Consider the following 19,375-nt stretch of genomic DNA (forward strand, 5'->3'; position numbering starts at 1 on the left):
AGCATTGGTCACTCTGGGCTCTCACCAGCCATTCACTGCGCAGTGTAGGAACGGCTGGTCATAGAAAAGCTGACTTTCGCTGCGCGTCGACCGAACTGGTAAGATGCGGACAGAGCCGCCCTTTGCTGATGCAGCTTTCGCTCACGCAGAAAACCCTCGCCTGTGCGGCGCGTCAATCGCTTTGATGCAACCCGTTTCACCAAAGCAGCCGCTCGTCATCGTCTTAAGACGGTAAATCCAAACCACCTCTTCGCTGCATGGTGTAGAGAGCTTCGAATCGCGCGCGAAACCGTCTTTCACGTAGCACCGGCGACCGACCAGAGTACTTTTTGACCTTTGATCAACCAGCTCATCAGCATCTCGCTACGCAGCGATCGTCCTCTAAGTCATCTGAGATCTTGCATATAGAACACGTGATCGGCGGTATTGATGAGGTCGCCCCGGAGCATTTCTATCGTACATTCAGCGGTAGATTTGCTGTGCATCCCGATGGAGCGCGAAGCCTAACGTTTTTGGTGAGCATTGAGTCCCAATCCATCAAACCGCCGATGTCGCTGGCTATCACTTCTCTTCCACAGGCAGTAGAAGTACTTCCAGTTCCGCTTGCCGCACCGCGCCCACGTCGCGATAGAAGGATCGCGCCGACCCATTTTCGGTCCACAGATCGAGGACGATTGCATCGCATCCCATTTCCACGGCTTTCTGGCGCAGCGCCGCAACGAGCGCTTTGCCAACCCCGCGATTGCGGCGCTCACGGGTAACCACCAGATCACCGAGCCACAACCTTCGGGATCGGGTGTGGATCTCATAGCGCTTACCATAGGAAGCGAAGCCCACAACCTCCGCATCGATTTCAGCGACGGTGCAATCGAACCACCTGTTGTCCCCGAACCCGTACTGAAGCAACGCGTCGGTTTCGGTCCCCGGATCGGGATCGGCCACATGGCTAGCCAGGTCGCGAGCAAGCCGCGCGATAGCGGGGACATCAATCTCAAGCGCGGGTCGGATGTGCATCATGCCAACTCCCGGTTTGGTTCAGGTCCGGCCAGACCTCGAGCAGACGGGCGACGGTCGGAAAGGCATGATCCACAAACCATATCTCTTCCGGGACGAAATCCACAATGCGTTCGGCGCCCGCGAAAGCATCGGCGCGGTCAGAAGTCCAGTCTACCGCTGCCCGCCCGGTCAGGTAAAGTGCCGCGCCGCTGGCGAAATCTGGCACCAACAGGCCCGCCCTGCCATCGGCCACGATATTGCCGAGCGTGTTGAAGTAGTTGTTGCCCGAAAAATCGGGAAAGGAAAGAGTGCCGTTCTCGTTGATGCCCAAAAAGCCGGGGCGCCCGCCGCGATGGGAAACATCGAGCCCTTCATTCGCGTTTTCGACAAGTCTCGCGCCACGCGACGCGATGAAGAACGTATCCGCGCCTGCAATTATGTTTCGGACTGCATCGCTCTCCAGTGGCAATTGCTGTCGCACAGGCGGCGGTGGATCGGCGCGCGACGGCTCAAACGCGCGGGTCTGGATGTATTTCGGGCAGTTGCCGAAACTCTGTCCCACGGCGATCTCCAGGCCCACATCACAAGAGGCGACGTAGCCGTTCATTCTGTTGCGGCGGCGCGTCGCAAGATCGATGCCGATCAGCCCGATCCCCGCGCCTGGTCCGGTGTCGAGCTCGAAATCCGCCACGAGGTCAGGCATGCGGCTCAGCGATAATCGTTGAGGGGAAATCGCCTTCGCAAATCCCGGCACACCGGAGACCGGCACCGCCCAGGGACGGCCCCGCCCGTCGAGAAGGGAAAGAAACATGAGTGGCAGGCTCTCGAAGAATTCCTGATGCTGCAATGGCATGGCGCCGCGTATTGCGCGCGCTGCCATCTCCCGCGTCCGGGCTGTAACGCCGGCGCGGACCTGCACAGCGATCTCACCAGCGTGGAATGGGATAGGATAAGTCACGTTTCACTCCGTTAGCGATTTCAGACGGCTTCGGGCAGCGGCGAGCGCGCCATGCCGACGAAATCCGGCAAGGCCTCGATCCGGGCCAGCCATGCGCGTATCGCGGGGTAAGGCTCAAGATCGACGCCACCTTCGGGCGCGTGCGCGATATAGCTGTAGCCTGCGATGTCGGCGATTGTAATCTCGTGGTCTGCCAGGAACCGACGGTCGGAGAGGACGGGCTCGATCACGCGAAAGAGTGCATGCGAATTTGCGATCGCGGCGACTTGGTCGAGCGGGACACCGAAAACCGTTACGAGACGTGCCGCGCAAGGGCCATGGGCAATTTCTCCTGCGGCGACGCTGAGCCATCTTTGCACTTCCGCGGCCGCAACAGGCGCGTCGGGAAGCCAAGTATGATCTGCAGAATACCTGTGCGCCAGATAGACGAGGATGGCATTGGAATCAGAAAGCACGACGCCGTTATCGTCAATGACAGGCACCTTGGCGAAGGGGTTCAGTCGCAGGAACTCCGGCAATTTGTGCGCGCCACCGGCCAGGTCGACGTCGATCGACTCATAAGGGAGATCGAGCAGGGCCAGCATCAGTTCGGCACGATGGCAGTGGCCGGATTTTGCTTGGCGATAGAGTTTGATCGGGGAACATTTTGGCGGGAATTTCGGGTTCATGCTGGTCTCCTTACGTTTCCTGGCGACGGCGTAAGCCTGACGAAAGACTCTCCAATCGGGTTCTCACAGTCATCGGTGAGCATCTTTTCGAAGTGAAAGCGGCGTATGGCCCCGCCGATCGTCTTGTTGGTTTTCTGCGTCGCGATCTCCTGCCGGACCTCGCGGTATCCGGCTTGCCGATAGAGCTCGAGCGCAGCCGACTGCAGCTCCGACGTGCTGAGGATCATCCGTGTGCAGTCGGCCATTCTCGCCTCGATCTCAGCACGGGCCAGCAATCTGCGTCCAATGCCGCTACGCCGGAACTGTGGGTCGACATACATGCGGCGCAGCTCCTTCACACCGACGTCGGCCTGTTCGAGACCAAACATGCCAACGAGGCTCCCTCTGGCCGTGGCGACGAAGAACTGCCCACCATGCGCGGCGTAATAGCGCGCGATAATGTCGATCTCCTGCCGCAGCGCAGTGGCCATATACACTTCGAAATGATCCGCGAGATGGGGCAGGACCATCAGCCTGTTTATCTTGATGAAGAGCGCGCGCACCGCCGCTGCATCGCTCGGTTCGAATTGGCGGACAATCAACGCAGCAAGTGCGGGGTCGCGGCCGATTCGGTCGGATTGCATCGTGACATGTGTGCGGCGTTCGGCATCGCGTTTCATGGAAGGATGTTCCTTAAATGGTGTGGCGTTCGGGACAGGCCCGCCGGAGAACCGACGGGCCGGTTCGCTCAGGCGGCGCGCGCTTTTCGGGCCGGGAAGTCGATATCTGTATCGGCGATGTGGTTGAGGTAGTTGGTGAAGATGTTCGCCACTACGTTTGCAACCGTCTCGACAATGTCGGAGTCCGACAGCCCGAAGTGGCGCGCTGAGGTCAGGTCGGCGTCCGTCACCTGGCCGCGCGCCTGCGTGACTGCCACCGCCAGCTGCAGGATCGCCGCGGTACGCGGATCCTCAGAGCGACCCGCCAGATGCGCGTCGATGGCGTCGGGCGCGACTTTCAGCCCGGCTGAGATCGCGGCATGGGCCGATGCGCAGTAGTCGCAGGCGTTGACCCCAGCGACGGCAAGGGCAATGGCCTCCCGCGTGTGGGCGTCAAAATTGCCGCCGGCCAATGCCTCGTTGAGGCCGAGCATGCCGCCGAGTACGGCAGGCTGGTTCGCCGCGACACGGTAGAGGTTCGGAACCATGCCGATCTTGCCCTGAATCGCAGTGAAAAGCGTGGCGGCCTCCGGCGTGGCTGCGTTGTCAGATACTTGAGTGATACGTGCCATAGGATATGTCCTTTTGTGGTTTTTTAGGGGGATCAGGCTGAGACGAAGTTGTCTTCGGGCTTGGACAGGGCGATGACGGCCACGACCGCGGCGCCGTTCAGCCAGTAATAAGCTGCGTCGAGGCCAGAAAAGCCGAGGGCGAAAGGCAGGACGAGAAACAGCACGCCCACAGCCAGATCGACAGCAAGGTGCAGTTTGTAGGGGAGCACGCGGATAAGCCCGAGATGGTGATCGGTGAAGACGGTGAGCAGCAGGGCTGCGATGCCAACGACAGGCGAGATCGTGAGCGCGAGGGGATGCGACGCGCCGAGCCCGAGAAGAAACGGCAAGGCGATAAGGGCAAGCGCGACAGGATAGTCGAGCCAGGCATGGATGGTCTTGGTGACAAAGCGCATGATGCGAGGTCCTTTCGAAACGGGTGCATTTGTGGCGGAAATCCCGCCATGCCTCCTAACTAGACCTCGATGTCAGGACGGTAAATTTCCAGAAGTTCGGAATGGATTGCAGATCGTCCGCCAGATCGGATGAATGGTCAGGCAGCGCGCGCGCCTGATTCGCCCTGTCGGAACGCGGCGGGCGAGATGCCGATTTCTTTCTTGAACACCCTGCTGAATGCCGATTCCGAGGCATAGCCTGAAACCTCCGCCGCTTCGGCCACGCTCAGGCCTCGTGAACTAAGTGCCTCGCGCGCGATCTGCATCCGCCAGGATGTGACATAACTCATCGGGGTAACACCCAAGCGGCCCGTGAATCGCTCGGCAAAGCTGGTGCGTGACAGTCCCGCCTCACGGGCAAGTGTCGCCACAGTCCAGTCCGCAGTCGGGGCGCGGTGAAAGGCGGCAAGGGCCCGGCCGAGATGCGGGTCCGCGAAGCCTGCCACGCCGCAATCGACCTCGTGCGCCTGCTCGATGTAGGCCCGTATCGCCTGGGCAAAGATCGCCTCGGACATCTTGAGCGCGATGAGGTCGCCACCCAACCGCGCGCCGCCCGCTTCCGCCCCGATCACGCGCAACGTCGCCTCGAGCCAAGGGCCGGCTTCGTCACCATAGCCGCGCAAGTGAATGAACGGCGGCAATCGCTCGAACAGCAGATGCTTGGATCCTTCGGCCAGCGCGAAATGCCCGCAGATAAGCTGGGTGTCGCGGGGCGATCCCTCACCGCCCCAGACCAGCGTGCCGTGGCCGGGAAACCCCGAACGCGAGAGCACGTCATCGAGTGGCAGCGCCTCGTCGGTCCCGGTATGCCGGCACGACAGGACATGCGCCGTCCCGTGCGGAACGATGATCAGATCGCCTTGGGACAGGTGCACAGGCGCCGGATGTCCTTCGACGCGCACCATGGCCTCGCCCCTGTGCGCGAAGTGGAACCGCGCCACGTCGCGGAACGCCGGCACGCGCACGCCCCAGGGTTCGGTAAAGCTGGTGCGGAAGTAGAGCGTGCCGCGAAGCGACAGGCGGGTGAGGATATCACTAAGCAGGTCCAACATGGCAGGCAGAATACCGGGTTTTCCCGGCCCGTCCAGAGCGCCGGACGATCAGGCAGAATTTCCGAACGTCCCGGCATTCATCATTCAGATCAGTTCGTGTCACTTGTCGTCATCGAAACTAAACCAAGGAGATATTCGATGAAGACTCTTACTCTGATCATCGGCCTTGCCGTGGCGACGACAGGCGCCGTGGCACAGGCAGGCGAAGCGATGAATGACCTCGAAATCGCGCATACTGCCTACACGGCGGGGCAACTCGATATCCGCTATGCGCATCTTGCACTGGCTGTATCTGAAAATGACGCGGTGCGCGAATTTGCACAAACAATGATCCGCGACCACACCGCCGTGAACGAAGCCGCCGGCGCCCTGATCACCGAATTGAACGTGACCCCACAGGACAACGCGCTGAGCCAGGCACTGGTGCAGGGCGCGGCGGACAAGCGCGACGAACTGGCTGTATTGTCGGGCAAGGCATTCGACTGCGCCTACGCGACGAACGAACTGGGCTACCATCAGGTCGTTAACAAGACGGTGGCGGAAACATTCATACCCGCCGTGACGGTTGAGCCGCTCAAGACACTTCTTGAAGAGGCGCTGGTGACCTTCAAACAGCACGAAGGTCACGCTGAAGTTATGGTCAAGGGCTTGCAATGCTCGTGAAGCCTCAGACACGTCGACAGTTTGGCACCCTTTTGGGTGCCACTCTGTTCGCATTCCCGACCCTTCGCGCTTCGCGCGCGCATGACGCAAGCCTGATCCATTCTGTCGATATCAAGGCGTTCAGATTCGAACCCGAAATGATTGAGATCGCAACAGGTGACACCGTGGAATGGACCAACCATGACCTTGCGCCCCATACGGCGACAGGCACCACTTTCGATTGGGATACCGGCACGCTGGAGAAAGGGGCAAGTCAGTTGGTCAGCTTCGAAGCGCCGGGCACGTATGAGTATTTCTGCGCCTTCCATCCGCACATGAAGGCGCGTGTGATCGTCACAGCGTCGAGCTAACGCCAACCAAGTACCCCACACCATAATCCGCCGAGGAAACCCACGAGATGCCAGTAGATTTGACCTTGATTAGCCACCATCTGTGCCCCTACGTGCAGCGGGCCGCTATTTCCCTTCATGAAAAGAATGTTGCATTCGAACGTAAGGACATCGACCTGGGCGATAAACCAGACTGGTTTCTGCGCCTGTCACCTTTGGGCAAGACGCCGGTTTTGCTGGTTGGGGACACGCCGATTTTCGAATCCGCCGTGATCCTTGAATATCTTGAGGATACCCAGAACGCACCGCTGCACCCTCAAGATGCACTGGAACGCGCACGGCACCGTGGGTGGATCGAGTTCGCCTCGTCGATCCTGAATGACATCGCCGGGTTCTATTCGGCAAAAACGGCGCAGGCATTTACCGAAAAAGCCACCCAGTTGCGCACAAAATTTGCCCGACTTGAACCCGAAATCGGAACCGGCCCCTATTTCGATGGAGTCGCGTTTTCGCTGGTCGATGCAAGCTTTGCACCTGTCTTCCGCTACTTTGATACATTCGATGCGATCGCCGACTTCGATATTCTGACGGATTTGCCCGCTGTCACTGTCTGGCGTCAGGCTCTGGCCAATCGCCCGTCAGTCAAGGCTGCCGTAGGCGTGGACTACCCTCAGAGATTGCAGGCATTTCTGCATGCGCGCGCATCCCACATCTCGGCGCTTTTGACCGTCCCCGTTCAAACCTAACGCCCCCAACATAGCCGGATCTGGTCTGTCGGCCCGTCCGTCGTTCAACCAATGGACCCAACCTCATGACCGATACCAGCATCCCCTCCATGCAAGACTCTGAGAAACCCACACACAACGCACGCAGCTTTTACCTGACGGCCTGGCGATGGCATTTCTATGCCGCGCTTTACGTCATTCCATTTCTCATGATCCTCGCGATTTCCGGCCTGACGATGCTTTGGATCAGCGTTCTGTCGGGTCGGGATGGTGAATGGATCGAGGTTCAGCCGCAGGCACAGGTACTGCCCGTGTCCGAATTGGGGGTGGCGGCCCTTGCGGCAGTGCCGGAGGGTGAGTTGCGCAGCTACATCGCCCCGCGTGCCGATGACCTCGTGGCCCTTTTCCGGGTGGACCAGGGTAGCGAGGCGAAAATGGTTGCCGTCAATCCCTACACCGCCGAGATCGTCAACCAGATGTCGCGCCGGGGCGGGTTGTACGATCTGGCCAATGACATTCACGGCACGCTCTTGCTGGGTACAACGGGCGACCGTCTGATCGAGATTGCGGCGTCGCTGACAATGGTGCTGATCGCGACGGGCCTTTATCTGTGGTGGCCGAGGGACCGAAGTGTTACCTCTGTCCTTCTACCTGACCTGCGCGCCCGCGGACGGGCCTTGTGGCGAACGCTGCACATCACAACCGGTGTCTGGATTTCGCTGGTGCTTGTCGTATTTCTGGTCTCGGGCCTGTCCTGGTCGGGCATTTGGGGTGAAAAACTGGTGCAGGCGTGGAGCACCTTTCCCGCCGAAAAGTTCGACGCACCGCTGTCGGAGGATGTCCACGCATCAATGAACCACGGCACTCGCAAGGATGTGCCATGGGTGCTGGAGCAGACGCGGATGCCCTTGTCTGATGTGGGTGTCGACGGTGCTGCGCGACCGGACCGCCCGGTTTCTCTTGACGAGGCGGTCGGCATCGCCGCGTCGCTGGGGTTTGAGAACCGTTACCAGCTCAGCTTTCCCAGCGGTGCTGACGGGGTCTGGACCATCTCACGGGATTCGATGAGCAATGACAGTTCCGACCCGACCAGTGACCGCACTGTGCATGTCGATCAATACTCCGGTGCGCCACTGGCAGACGTCCGGTTCGAGGATTATTCGGTCTACGGACAGGCCATGGCGGTGGGCATCGCATTTCACGAGGGCGATCTTGGCATATGGAATATCGCGCTCAACACACTTGTCTGCCTCAGTGTGATCTTTCTGAGCGTCAGCGGTGTTGTGCTCTGGTGGAAACGCCGCCCGGCCAAAGCCCTGCGGCTGGCAGCACCGCCACAGCCCAAAGCCACAGCGCTTTGGCAAGGGGCTCTGCTTATCGGCTTCGCAATTTCGATGATGTTTCCTCTCGCCGGGCTCACGCTGCTGACCGTCCTCGCTGCGGACTATCTGGTGCTGAGCCGTATTCCCGCCTTGCGTCGGGTTCTGAGCTGACCCATGCGGCAGGACACGTCCCCGGTTGGCGCTCCACATGCGAACAAGGCTGCCAGATAATGCCGGAGCACTGGGCCAATCTGCACCTGAAACGCGCCTATTGCGCTGCCCATCCATCCGATGGGCAGCGCATCCTGGTCGACCGCATATGGCCCAGAGGTCTGCGGCGCGACCAGATGATGCTGACGGATTGGATGAAAGATATCGCCCCTTCACCTGATCTGCGCCGCTGGTTTGGGCATGATCCGGCGCGATGGGCAGCATTTTCCACAGCCTATACGCAGGAACTAGACGGGAACACCGACCCGGTGCGGCGACTGGCTGAACGTATCCGGGAAGGTCCCGTGACGCTGGTTTATGCCGCCAAAGATCTCAGGCACAATCACGCACGGGTACTGGCTGAGTACATTTCACGTCGTGCCGTCAATGATTTGACGCAAGCTTTGATGGACAACCAAGTGAAACACGAAATCACATTCACAAGATTGCCCAGGGTCGATCCAACCGAGATTGCCGCGCACATGTCGGATCCGCGCGTGGCAGAACACATGCCTTTGATGAATTTCGAATGGGATGAGGCGGCTGTCGCCAAGTTCGTCGCCACCAAAGAGGCATGCTGGACCCGCGACGGGCTTGGCCATTGGGCGATATTGTCGAACAATGTATATGTCGGGTGGGGTGGATTTCAGAAGGAGGGGGACGAGTGGGATTATGGCTTGGTTCTGAAGCCAGAATCTTTCGGGCTTGGCGCGCGCATTTCAAGAAAGGCAATCGATTTTGCCATCGCTGACAAGCGCATTCCCTTCGTGACGTTCCTGCTGCCTCCGTCGCGTAGGAATCTCGGTGCGCTCGGTAGGCTTGGAGCAGCATTTGTGGGTGAGCTGGATTACGATGGGTTCACGTTCCTAAAGTACCGGCTAGAAACCGAATGATGGCATTGTTCCGCGACTTGCGAGTTCGAGTAGCAAATCTTGCTGCAAACTACATGAATGGCTGGTCTCACCACGGAATTGCAGCGCTGGAAACTTTGCAGCTGCAGCGATTTGGCCGCTGCGAGCGCGCGCAGCGAGATTTTGACACTTCCGCAACGGGCTCAATTTGTGAATTCGCTATGGCTTGCTCCAACGTCCGCTGTTGGTCGCGACGGCAGGTTCTATTCCCCTAACATCTCCTCAATCATCTCTTCCCGCATATCTAGCGTTCGCTCCCAAGCCTTCGGTACATCCGCCTCGCGCTCCAACGTCTCCGGCGTAGGCTGCTGCTCCATCTCAACCCCTTCGGCCATGACCCGCATCCCCCGCGCCTCGCGCCGTTCCGCACGTTCTCGCGCCGGCGGATGGCCCGCGGTATCATTCGCCCCCTGCGCTCTGTCTTCGTCACTTCCGACACCCCATGGCCCAACACCTTCCACACTTGGCGGATAAGGAAACGGCTTGTCCTTCTGTTTGGCGTCCATCGCCTTAAACACCGGATCATCGAAATACTTCACCCTTTGCGCTTTGATCGGATGCTGCGGTGAAGCGAGAATGATCACCTCATCAGGATCCATCAGACGCGCCTCAGTTTCTGACAACAACGGCCGCTCCTCCAACCGCGCAGACGTCGAGGTCGCACCCAATATCCCCTTGTTCCGCCCATACATCCGCGTCACCGCTTCCCGCGTCGTGCTCCCCACGGCAGCCGACACCTCCTTCACCGTCCGCTGATCCCGCGGCGTGATGTAAAGCTTCAGCCCTGCCCCGTTCTCCAAGCTCTCGCGACCTTCAGATCCATAAATCCGATCCAGCGACGCCAGGGACTGCGCGATCATCGCCACCCTGCCACCGTAGCTCGCCAACGAATGGATCGCGCGCTCCAGATATGGCATCGCGCCCATCTGCTGGAATTCATCTATCATCATCATGATGGGCCACGGCTCATCCGGTCCTGGCTCCTTCAATCTGATCGATGCGATCAAATCTGCAAACATCAGGCGTAAAAGCGGCGCCAACGTCGCAATGTGATCCTCGGACACCGCGATGTAGAGCGATTGGGGCGTCTTGCGGAAGGTTGCAAAATCAAAATCGCTGTCTTGGGTGGCTGAGCGCACCGCAGGATTGTCCCACTGCTTCAGACCCGCTGTCATCAGCGCCTGAATATTCGAGGTCAGGAGCCGCGATGACGCGCTGGCCGCATTGGTCCAGAGTTCGCGCAGAATGGCTTCCTCAGCCTCATCGGCATAGGTTTTATATTGGGCATTCTTGTATTCACCACCGGCGACGATCTTGTTCACTTCGCCAAGATTTGCCGTGCCGCGTTGGATCGCCAGTAGACAGGCCGCGACAAAGATCGACTTGCCTGCTTCAGAAAACGTATCCAGCGTCTTGTTGTCCTTGTCGAGGAACAGATCGGCCAGGATGCTGACTTCCGTAAATCGCTGCGCAAAGGTCGGCGCTTTGGCAATCCGCGACAGAGGATTGTAGCGATGCGTCGCATTGGACCAATCAAACGGGCTGAACCGATAGACCTCATCGCCATTGAGTGCGCGCAAACGAGAGGTTTTCTCAAAGTTCTCGCCTTTGACATCGAGCACCACGACTGAGCCCGCGAAGGCCATCAGGTTTGGGATGACGAAGCCCACACCTTTACCGGCGCGCGTTGGCGCCACCATCATCACATGCGGGATTGCCGCAGAAGAAATGAACTCACCCTTTGACTTTGGCAGCCCGAGCTTGCCGCAAACAAATCCCTCCCCCGGCTTGTGCAGCATATCATTTTTCATCAGCTCGGGTTTGGTCTGCCAATGGGCCGAGCCATAGTCATCTCGTTCTTTTTTCCAGGTCCAAGCAAGCCCCAACCCACCAAGACCAAGGGAGCCAAAACCAACCGCGCCATAGGCGACTTTGAAGGCTTCAGGGTGTGCCGCGCGCAATCCGGCACTGGCATTCCAAACCGCCAGCATGTCGAAATTGCCAAACCCCGTGCGCAGCGCCAGTGTCAGATAGAAGCTGGCCACGATGGTTCCAAGGATAGCACCGCAGATTGCGCCAAAGGGCAGCGCGGCCCAAAGAGGAAATGCTTTGTTCATCTGTTCATCCCCTCTCTAGAATTCCATCTCGTCGTCGAGACCTCGATCACGCCCGAGATCCTTGCCCAAGGCCTTCGCCTCTTGCTGCCCTTTGAGCTGCGCCACCTCCGTGGCTTTGTCCTGCTGCAGACTGGATGCACGATCGGTGAACACTTGGTCGCCGGTTTCTTCAAAGGTCATTTCCAGGAACTCTTGCGTGACGGTGATCTGGTCGATCTTGCCCGGCAGCACGTCATTAAGGACTTCATAATTGCCGCGTCGCAGCTCGCCGAGGCCTTCTTCGCCCAGTTCCTTGAACAGCTCAGCCTGCAGTGTCCGCTCAACGGTTTCTTCTTGGGCTTCCGACAGCTGACCATCCCGCAGCATATCCGCCAAATCCTGCAAATAGGTATTTGGGCTGCGATCATCCTCATCGATCAACGGCAGGTCTGCCGCTTCCTCTTCCGCAAGGCTCAACCCAATTACGACGCCAAGTTCTTTGGCCCGCTCGGTCAGCGCCTCCATAACGCCGTCGACGCGCTCCAACGCCCCATCAAGCTGCTCATCGCTGGCACTCTCGACCGTCAGCCCGTCTTTGCTCAGGACAGCATTCATGTCCCGCTCAACCCAGTCTTGCGCCATGCCGTAGTTCTTGGTGCCTCCTGCGGTGATGCGCGCCACCAGCTCATTACCGTCCATGCCCGCTTCATCAGCCTGCGCGAGGACCTCTTTCAGTGCGTCGTCATCGCCCGATTGCAGCGCTGCGATCAGCACCTCGCTTCCGGCACCGGGCGGATAGGGTTCTTCAAGTTGCTTGCCAAACCGCGCCCGCAATTCTGGGTCTGGCACCATCTGCGACAGGTCGGCGATGACGGGAGCCGCCTTTGCTTCAAACGCGGCACGTTCGCGTACATCAAGCTCTTCGGCTTTCAACCGCAACGCCTCAATCGTGCGCTCGGAATAGTCGATGGCATCACCGACGGTTTTGATGTCTTTCATATCGATCTCTCCTTCGGTGAATTTCCACGGGGTGCCTGTGCCAAGGTTGGCAGCCATGCCGCGCACGGCGCGCGCCAGATGGCGCTGATCCATGCGGTCCAACAGGTCGGCGAACGCTGTGTAGTCTTTGGCAAAGCCCACGACCTCGGCTTGTGCGACGGCTGACTCCTCGGCCGTCATGATGATCTCGCGTGGCAGGCGCGCTTCTTCTTTGGCGCGGTAGATTTCAGCGAGGCCTGCGGGTTTCTCAAAGATGCCCCGTTCAAGCCGCGTAGTGGCATCCAGCATGACGCCGTAGCCTTCTGCGATCTCGGCCTGCTTTTCGCGCATCAGCTGCGGCGACATCACGCCTTCGGCCCAACAAGAAAACCATGTGCCCTGATCGAGGCCGCGATTGTTCAGAATGATGTGCGCATGTTTGTGCGCCCGGTCGTCGTGCACGGCGAGAACATAATCCCACTGATCGCCATATTCACCGCTCTCAAAAAAATGCTCGGTCCAGTCCATCGCGATGTCGCGCACCTGATCGACGGTGACGTCTGTCGGGAACGACAAGAGCATGTGCGAGGTGAACCCGAGCTTGGTCGAGCCGCGCCATGTCTCGGACCAGGCCCCGATGATATCTGACTTCTGATCTTCAGACAGCACCGCGTCATCGGTCAGCGCGTTGGTCATGGTCGAATAAGTGTAGACCGCCTTATCATTGATATAGGCAAGTTGATTGCCAAGAGAGGCCTGCGTCTTGCATCCCCCTGCCCTGATCCGCTTGAACACGGCCGCCCGGCTCTGACCACTGGCCGCCTTGGCCACGTTGCGCGCCGACATGGATCCCACGCGGGTAAAACTGCGCCCCTGCCGCCGGCCCGCGATGCGCGCATCAATCCGCGCCGCCGCTTTGCCCCGGATCCGCTCATCCTCCCAGAGCTTCCCCATGACAGAGCTGTAGAGGGCAAGCGGATCAGCCATTAGAGATGTTCCGATCGATCACAGCCGCGCCCGCTTCCGGCGCAACGTCTCCATTCGAAACCAAACCCACCGACGCCCGCACTCCTTCGCGGCCGCAATCCCCTGCCACCAAGCGCAGCCCCGATGCCGCGCGCGCAGGCTCATCTGGATGCGCCCGCAGGGCAGCATTCCCTTCTTCCTTTAACGGCCAATCCTGCTTGCGCCGGACCTGCGCTGCATCCTTCATCTGACCAAGCTCACGGCTCATGCTCTGCGCAAGGTCCAGCAGCTCAACGAGCAATGCGCGGTCCTCAGATGACACAGACACCTTGCCGCGATGCACCGCCTTTGCCAGCACCAAACTCGCATCACTGACGTCCTTGGCCTGTCGCCAGCTGGTACAGAATTCAGCAACCAAATCACGGGGCACATCAAGGAACCCACACCGTCCGCGCAGCACTGCATTGAGGGCTTGGGAGCGGTTGGCAAAACCACGCGTCTGCCACTCTGCATCAAAGGCTGCGAGCTCTGACGCTGAGGCGCGGAAACTGACCCGCTCAGAGGGATCGCGCACGGCCAGTCCTTCGCCCTGCTCTTCCTTTGCAAGCCGCGTCACATGCCTGCGAGAAACGCCGTAGGCTTCCGCCAAGACCTTTGGGGTTTCACCTGCATGGTAGCGACGCGCCAGTTCAATGCGTTGCTCCAGCTTGAGGCGTTTTGGTCTTCCTGTCTTCATCACAAGCGTACCTCGCTACATCCAAAATCAAATATCCGGCGGCGCGTGCGAGGCAGCGCTTGCTTGCAAGCGCGCCTCAAAGTGTTGGTGGATTCTCTTTTGCGTGGCACGCTCTCAGACCCCTCGGACAAATGTCGCAGACAAGTGGCATATCCTGCCAACGTCCTTCTCTTCTCTTTCCTTCATATATCAATAATACATATTGCGCAATTTATCTTTTTGTATGAATTCAATTTCTATGCGCTTCACGCCGCGCCCCAAGAGGCCACACCAACTATCAGAAACATTCTGACTGACCCTATTGGCAGCTCGCACAAAGCGAGCGCGGGCCTTCACCTACAAAACACCACTCAAGGGTCTACGCCCCCAAGGCGCATCAAGTGATCAACATGAAAACAGCAAGAAAGCTGACGCCCGATCGCGTCGGTGTCAGCTTCTGCAACTGCCTGTCTGGGGCCTCCCACAGGAGGTCGCCCTCCCCTGCGGATCACTCAATCCGCAGGGGTATCTGGCTCAATGAGCCAGATCCTGAGAGCGCAAATCTGCGCAGCGATCTTGGGCAATCAGAGCCTCGGTTGCGAGGCTGTCTATGACTTCGGGATGGTCACCCTCCTCAAAGGCTGAGAGGTAGGTTTCAAAGGCCATGTCAGCTTGCAGTTCTGCGAGGTCGAGGGATTGTTCGTAGGTCATGTTGTGATCCTTTCCATTGATCGTCGTTGGACGGATCGTGAAAAAGACTGGAGGCATCAGAGCGGGCTGCACCCAACTTGGGGCGCAATAAAATGGAGCACGGGAAGGGCGATGTTTGTTGTGCGCGATGCACGCAGCGCGCAAGGCGTCAGCCGTCCAGAAACATTGCCCAAGCGTTGCAGGCCGTTCGCCTCCGGGCTAGCGATCTGATGGGCCAACAGGTCAATGGGAAGGGGCGCAACGCGGTGATGAATTGAACCATCCCCTATCAGTTTTATTGCAGGCGACAGGGGACCGTATCACACGCTCAAATGCCAAAGTGCTGCACGCCACACAGAAGCCAAACCGCCGCGCAACATTTGATCACAGCCTCAAAGTCGCAGAATCATGGTCGGTCTAATTGCTCTTCAAGAGCCCCAATTGACGCCAGGATTGCATCAAAGGTAGGGGCTTCACCAAATATCATCGCTTCGGTATCTTTTGTAATCGCCGCCCAACCGCGCACCCAAGTCATCATGTGGAGCGAGCGGGGCGTTCAAACCTTCCATGCTCATACCCGACCACCCGCAGTCGCATCAGACAGAGGTCCACGCAAAATGTCCTGCATCCAGATTGGCATGGCTGACAAGCCGCCCTTCAGATCATCCAACAGAGCCGGACCCGCTTCTTTATCGGCAAGCATGCGGCGCACCGTTTTGCGAACAGGCGCTTTCTCTGCGTCGTTCGACATAACGTCATGAAGCCAGTGCAAGGCCTGTACCAGATACATACCAGGCCGCCCCGCCCAATACAGCCGACTTGGAGATGCCTGTTTGAAAACGATCTTTTGATTGCCCAGAGTGACGGGTTGAGGCCCGCATCCACCAGCACCTCAATTTTGGCCGGCACAGCGTTCGTGAGGCCAAGCATATTCGCAGCCGTCATACCATCGATCAACCAGCGAATCTGATCACGACGCGCAATTGCATCGATGACGGCGCGGTAAACTGGTGCGGTAGATTTGCCTGTTAGCGCATTCTGGGATGGTTTGTCGTAGAGCCCGCGCTGGATGCGGCGCAGCTGACCGGACGTGACCATGCGCTGCAGTGCCTTATCGACAGCTGCGCGACCCCCGATGTCGGCAAAATCAGCTGGCGTCCACACTTGGCGCGGCGCATCGTCTATTCGCGCGCGGAGGCGGTCTGGCAGAGTTTTCAATTGTGCAAATCCGATCATGTCCGAAATATACCGCAAAATTCGGACAGAAGCGAGTTCAAGCTGATGTACCGCCTTAAACGACGATGGCGTTCAAATTGGCAACCAGATCATCCATATCGGTTTGATGCCGTCACAACCGGTAAAATTGGTTCGTACCGCAGCACACTCAGTCATACAGATAACTCAGTAAAAAAGAGCTGCTCCGAGATAGGCTTGTAAATGCGGCTTGCAACCTTGCCTTTGGGGGCTTGGGTCACCGCAGCGCTCGCACTGCACACAGCATTACGGGTCGCCGACAGTTTCCTGTTTTTTGCCTGGTTAATGTGATCGGGAGCAATAATCAAACATCTCTTCGACCATTCGACCTCTGCGCACTTTGCTAAAAATGTACTGCGCATATCGGCTGTTTATTCCACTTAAGCAGTGCTCACTGCCGTGCGGGGAAAGTAGCCAGACCGCCGAAGCGGTCTGGCTTAACTGTTAAGCGGCGTCTTTCGGACCCCAAGGGATGATGGCCTGCAAAGACATGTCCTCCTGGCTCGCGGCCTTGCCAAGATTGGCGTTGAAGGCGTGATCGCGGACCGTCAAGGTGAAGTAATCAGAACCGGTGTCTTTGTTCTGCTTCTTCCAGATGCCACCGCATTCGACCAGTTTGCCGCGAGGGGAGCGGCCGAGGACGCGATGCGTTGGTGCCATGGGGTTGCTGCTGGCAACTGGTTCAACCGTGATGTCGAGGTCGAAGGTCAGAGTTGAAATTGAGCCGATACCTTTTGCTGTTTCGATATCGTCGCTGGTAAATTTGATGCAGTTCGTGGTCATTGCTTTTCTCCTTGTTTGCGTTGCAATGATGGTCACCTTGCAGCTGGCCAAGGCCCGGACACACCGAAGGCGAAGCGTCAGCGGAGAGGGGCAGGCGCGGATCTTTTTGTGTCGCGAGGAATGGCCCGCAGGGACAGGGGAAAAAGATCGGGGCCAACCTTTGTGGGCGGGGCGACAGCTGCGACCAGCATTATCGAGCAACTCAACACATCAGGAGAAAGCCTATGGCCACGTCGCTGATAGTGAACACTGACAAAAGAAACTGCGGGAAGGCATCTTCATTTCCAATTTGACTGACAACGCGCCAATCAAGGGCCCCCGCCCCACCAGACCTGACAGTGAAACGTCTCGTACTCTTTGAGCTCCCGTAAACGCTCTGGGGCCAAGTAGCTGGTATAAACGCAGTATTGACCCGTTTCGTTCATTTATCTGTACATAAGCGACTTAGTGTTCAGAGTACTGGACAACAACTTGACTCGACACCAGATTAAAAGTACCTGTCCAATATATTGGACGTAAGGCCTCTCACGTCCATCTAATCAGACAATGGCGGTGCGATATGAAACGCAAAAGAAGTTACTCGCGGGTTACGAAGCAAGCTTTGTCTATCTTCGGCAAGCTGATCCGCGTCGCCCGCACGGAACGCGGCATGACAGCGCAAGACCTTGCGGACCGTGCAAACATTAGCCGCACGACACTGTATAACATCGAAAAAGGTGCACCCGGCCCTGAGATCGGCACGGTCTTCGAGGTCGCAGCGCTTGTTGGCGTGCGTCTGTTTGATGCCGATGACAGTACGCTGGCAATGCACAATGCCCGCCTTGATGAAAAACTAACACTCCTGCCTAAAAGCGTCCGGGCGTCCAAGCAGGAGGTCAACGATGACTTCTAAACTTGCTCAAGCCTCGGAGGCCTTCGTCTGGATTTGGCTACCCGAGAGCGCCGCCCCCGTCGTTGCAGGACGCATCACGCAAGATGCGGACCGGTTCGTATTCAATTACGGTGCAAGCTACCTCGAGCGCACTGATGCAATACCGATATACGCACCCGAACTCCCGCTGCGTCGAGGCATCATCGAACCTCGGGCCGGTCTTTCGATGGCCAGCTGCATTCGCGATGGCTCTCCGGATGCATGGGGTCGGCGTGTCATCATCAATCGTTTGGTGGGCGCAAAGGCGAGTGAAGCTGAGGTCGGCAACATCACAGAAATATCCTACCTGCTTGCATCCGGTTCTGACCGCATCGGTGCCCTCGATTTCCAAGCGTCGGCGACGCAGTATGCGCCGCGCCGGAAATCCGAAGCCACATATGAGGAACTCATCGAGGCAGCCAGTCTCATTGAAAAAGGCGCGCCCCTGACGCTTGGCCTAGATCAGGCGCTCAACCATGGCACGTCCATCGGTGGCGCGCGGCCCAAAGCGCTGATCGATCGCGGAGATCGCAAGTTGATCGCCAAATTCTCGGCAAGCGGCGACCTCTATAGCGTCGTCAAAGCGGAATTCATCGCGATGAAGCTCGCGGCTGCCTGCGGCCTAGACGTCGCGCCCGTCTCGATGATTGAAGCTGGCGGCAAAGACGTGCTCTTGATCGAGCGCTTTGACCGGACCCGCGCAGGTGAGGACTGGCATCGCAAAGCGATGGTGTCTGCACTTACACTCCTTGGGCTGGATGAGATGATGGCGCGCTATGCCTCCTACGAGGATCTGGCCGAGATCATTCGTCACCGCTTCGCCAAGCCCAAGGAGACGCTGCGAGAGCTGTTTGGCCGGATCTGCTTTAACGTGCTGTGTGGCAATACGGACGATCACGCCCGCAATCATGCAGCCTTTTGGGACGGCGAAATGCTTACGCTCTCCCCCGCTTATGACATCTGCCCTCAAGGCCGCACCGGGAATGAAGCGACGCAGGCGATGCTAATCAAGGGCGACAACCGGATGAGCACTTTGGCCAGTTGTCTTGCCGCCGCACCAGATTTCCTACTCACCGACGACGACGCAATCGAGGTCATCACGCAACAGATTATCACGATTGCCCGTAAATGGGACGCGGTCTGTGAGCTCGCAGACCTCAGCGCAACAGACAAAGCCCTGTTTGGCGGGCGACAATTCCTGAATCCGTACTGTATCGAAGGCTTGAGTTCGGATCATGATACTCTGACTGATCAATTTGAAGGGTCGCGAGGGCAATTGCTAGCTTAGTCAGGGGTCGTTTCGATAGGTATTTGGCCTTTACGGTAAGCGAAAGCAGCCGTTCGTAAATAGCGCAGCGAATGCTACAGAAGAGCCCTTACTAACTGATGCCGCAGAATGCATGAATGGCCGCAATGCCGATGGAGCAAAACCTGCCAAGGCTGCA

General features: G+C 58.4%; 21 protein-coding genes and 1 pseudogene. 8 read left to right on the plus strand and 14 right to left on the minus strand.

Going from position 1 to position 19,375, the window contains the following annotated elements; genetic code table 11:
* Positions 1-185, plus strand: a 185-nt coding sequence (locus tag ACRBB0_RS25200; protein WP_431377240.1) for a hypothetical protein, incomplete at its 5' end; no start/stop codon positions are given.
* A gap of 376 nt (positions 186-561) precedes the next feature.
* On the opposite strand, the gene ACRBB0_RS25205 is transcribed toward ACRBB0_RS25200, so the two are convergent.
* The 7 genes from ACRBB0_RS25205 to ACRBB0_RS25235 all read right to left on the minus strand — a co-directional run bounded on the left by ACRBB0_RS25205 (position 562) and on the right by ACRBB0_RS25235 (position 5,378).
* On the minus strand, positions 562-1,017 hold the full coding sequence (locus ACRBB0_RS25205; RefSeq protein ID WP_431377241.1) for an N-acetyltransferase family protein: 456 nt from the start codon (positions 1,015-1,017) through the stop codon (positions 562-564).
* Positions 992-1,876 carry a pyridoxamine 5'-phosphate oxidase family protein gene (locus ACRBB0_RS25210; protein ID WP_431377242.1) on the minus strand — a complete coding sequence of 295 codons (885 nt, stop codon included), beginning with the start codon at positions 1,874-1,876 and terminating at the stop codon, positions 992-994. The genes ACRBB0_RS25205 and ACRBB0_RS25210 overlap by 26 nt, the downstream gene beginning before the upstream one ends.
* A 98-nt stretch (positions 1,877-1,974) precedes the next feature.
* Entirely contained in the window at positions 1,975-2,622 is a 648-nt protein-coding gene (locus ACRBB0_RS25215; protein WP_431377243.1) for a glutathione S-transferase family protein, read from the minus strand.
* Entirely contained in the window at positions 2,619-3,281 is a 663-nt protein-coding gene (locus tag ACRBB0_RS25220) for a GNAT family N-acetyltransferase (protein ID WP_431377244.1), read from the minus strand. The genes ACRBB0_RS25215 and ACRBB0_RS25220 overlap by 4 nt, the downstream gene beginning before the upstream one ends.
* Before the next feature lie 68 nt (positions 3,282-3,349).
* Positions 3,350-3,892: a carboxymuconolactone decarboxylase family protein gene (locus ACRBB0_RS25225; RefSeq protein WP_431377245.1), complete on the minus strand. Its 543-nt coding sequence runs from the start codon at positions 3,890-3,892 to the stop codon at positions 3,350-3,352.
* 32 nt (positions 3,893-3,924) lie between these two features.
* Complete coding sequence (locus ACRBB0_RS25230) at positions 3,925-4,287, minus strand: SPW repeat domain-containing protein (RefSeq protein WP_431377246.1); 363 nt, start codon at positions 4,285-4,287, stop codon at positions 3,925-3,927.
* A 137-nt stretch (positions 4,288-4,424) separates the two neighbouring features.
* Positions 4,425-5,378: an AraC family transcriptional regulator gene (locus tag ACRBB0_RS25235; protein ID WP_431377247.1), complete on the minus strand. Its 954-nt coding sequence runs from the start codon at positions 5,376-5,378 to the stop codon at positions 4,425-4,427.
* Positions 5,379-5,516: 138 nt separating this feature from the next.
* Between ACRBB0_RS25235 and ACRBB0_RS25240 the strand changes: the two genes are divergently transcribed.
* The 5 genes from ACRBB0_RS25240 to ACRBB0_RS25260 all read left to right on the plus strand — a co-directional run bounded on the left by ACRBB0_RS25240 (position 5,517) and on the right by ACRBB0_RS25260 (position 9,520).
* A complete protein-coding gene (locus ACRBB0_RS25240; RefSeq protein ID WP_431377248.1) occupies positions 5,517-6,041 on the plus strand; it encodes a DUF4142 domain-containing protein in 525 nt (174 codons plus the stop codon).
* Entirely contained in the window at positions 6,032-6,391 is a 360-nt protein-coding gene (locus ACRBB0_RS25245) for a cupredoxin domain-containing protein (protein ID WP_431377249.1), read from the plus strand. Before ACRBB0_RS25240 ends, ACRBB0_RS25245 begins: the two co-directional genes overlap by 10 nt.
* A 47-nt stretch (positions 6,392-6,438) precedes the next feature.
* Positions 6,439-7,116: a glutathione S-transferase family protein gene (locus ACRBB0_RS25250; RefSeq protein ID WP_431377250.1), complete on the plus strand. Its 678-nt coding sequence runs from the start codon at positions 6,439-6,441 to the stop codon at positions 7,114-7,116.
* Positions 7,117-7,181: 65 nt separating this feature from the next.
* On the plus strand, positions 7,182-8,588 hold the full coding sequence (locus ACRBB0_RS25255; protein ID WP_431377251.1) for a PepSY-associated TM helix domain-containing protein: 1,407 nt from the start codon (positions 7,182-7,184) through the stop codon (positions 8,586-8,588).
* 59 nt (positions 8,589-8,647) lie between these two features.
* Positions 8,648-9,520 carry a DUF488 domain-containing protein gene (locus tag ACRBB0_RS25260; RefSeq protein WP_431377252.1) on the plus strand — a complete coding sequence of 291 codons (873 nt, stop codon included), beginning with the start codon at positions 8,648-8,650 and terminating at the stop codon, positions 9,518-9,520.
* 221 nt (positions 9,521-9,741) lie between these two features.
* On the opposite strand, the gene ACRBB0_RS25265 is transcribed toward ACRBB0_RS25260, so the two are convergent.
* The 7 genes and pseudogenes from ACRBB0_RS25265 to ACRBB0_RS25295 all read right to left on the minus strand — a co-directional run bounded on the left by ACRBB0_RS25265 (position 9,742) and on the right by ACRBB0_RS25295 (position 17,020).
* A complete protein-coding gene (locus ACRBB0_RS25265; protein WP_431377253.1) occupies positions 9,742-11,655 on the minus strand; it encodes a type IV secretory system conjugative DNA transfer family protein in 1,914 nt (637 codons plus the stop codon).
* A 15-nt stretch (positions 11,656-11,670) separates the two neighbouring features.
* The gene (locus tag ACRBB0_RS25270; RefSeq protein WP_431377254.1) at positions 11,671-13,599 is read right to left on the minus strand and encodes a relaxase/mobilization nuclease domain-containing protein; all 1,929 of its coding nucleotides are present in this window, start codon (positions 13,597-13,599) and stop codon (positions 11,671-11,673) included.
* Positions 13,592-14,314: a helix-turn-helix domain-containing protein gene (locus ACRBB0_RS25275; RefSeq protein ID WP_431377255.1), complete on the minus strand. Its 723-nt coding sequence runs from the start codon at positions 14,312-14,314 to the stop codon at positions 13,592-13,594. Before ACRBB0_RS25275 ends, ACRBB0_RS25270 begins: the two co-directional genes overlap by 8 nt.
* 513 nt (positions 14,315-14,827) lie before the next feature.
* Positions 14,828-15,004, minus strand: a complete 177-nt coding sequence (locus tag ACRBB0_RS25280) for a hypothetical protein (protein WP_245766416.1) — start codon at positions 15,002-15,004, stop codon at positions 14,828-14,830.
* Between the two features lie 550 nt (positions 15,005-15,554).
* A complete protein-coding gene (locus ACRBB0_RS25285) occupies positions 15,555-15,773 on the minus strand; it encodes a hypothetical protein (RefSeq protein ID WP_431377280.1) in 219 nt (72 codons plus the stop codon).
* Positions 15,774-15,919: 146 nt separating this feature from the next.
* Positions 15,920-16,219: pseudogene (locus ACRBB0_RS25290) on the minus strand (DUF6088 family protein); the annotation flags it as partial.
* 462 nt (positions 16,220-16,681) lie between these two features.
* Positions 16,682-17,020 carry a DUF736 family protein gene (locus ACRBB0_RS25295; protein ID WP_009827309.1) on the minus strand — a complete coding sequence of 113 codons (339 nt, stop codon included), beginning with the start codon at positions 17,018-17,020 and terminating at the stop codon, positions 16,682-16,684.
* A 559-nt stretch (positions 17,021-17,579) separates the two neighbouring features.
* Here ACRBB0_RS25295 and ACRBB0_RS25300 point away from each other — a divergent pair.
* Positions 17,580-17,912, plus strand: coding sequence for a helix-turn-helix transcriptional regulator (locus ACRBB0_RS25300; protein ID WP_009827310.1), 333 nt, complete (start codon positions 17,580-17,582; stop codon positions 17,910-17,912).
* Positions 17,902-19,218, plus strand: a complete 1,317-nt coding sequence (locus ACRBB0_RS25305) for a type II toxin-antitoxin system HipA family toxin (protein WP_431377256.1) — start codon at positions 17,902-17,904, stop codon at positions 19,216-19,218. The genes ACRBB0_RS25300 and ACRBB0_RS25305 overlap by 11 nt, the downstream gene beginning before the upstream one ends.
* Positions 19,219-19,375: the final 157 nt, after the last annotated feature.

Origin of the sequence: Pelagimonas sp. (assembly GCF_050633425.1) — a bacterium.
Lineage (GTDB): Bacteria > Pseudomonadota > Alphaproteobacteria > Rhodobacterales > Rhodobacteraceae > Pelagimonas.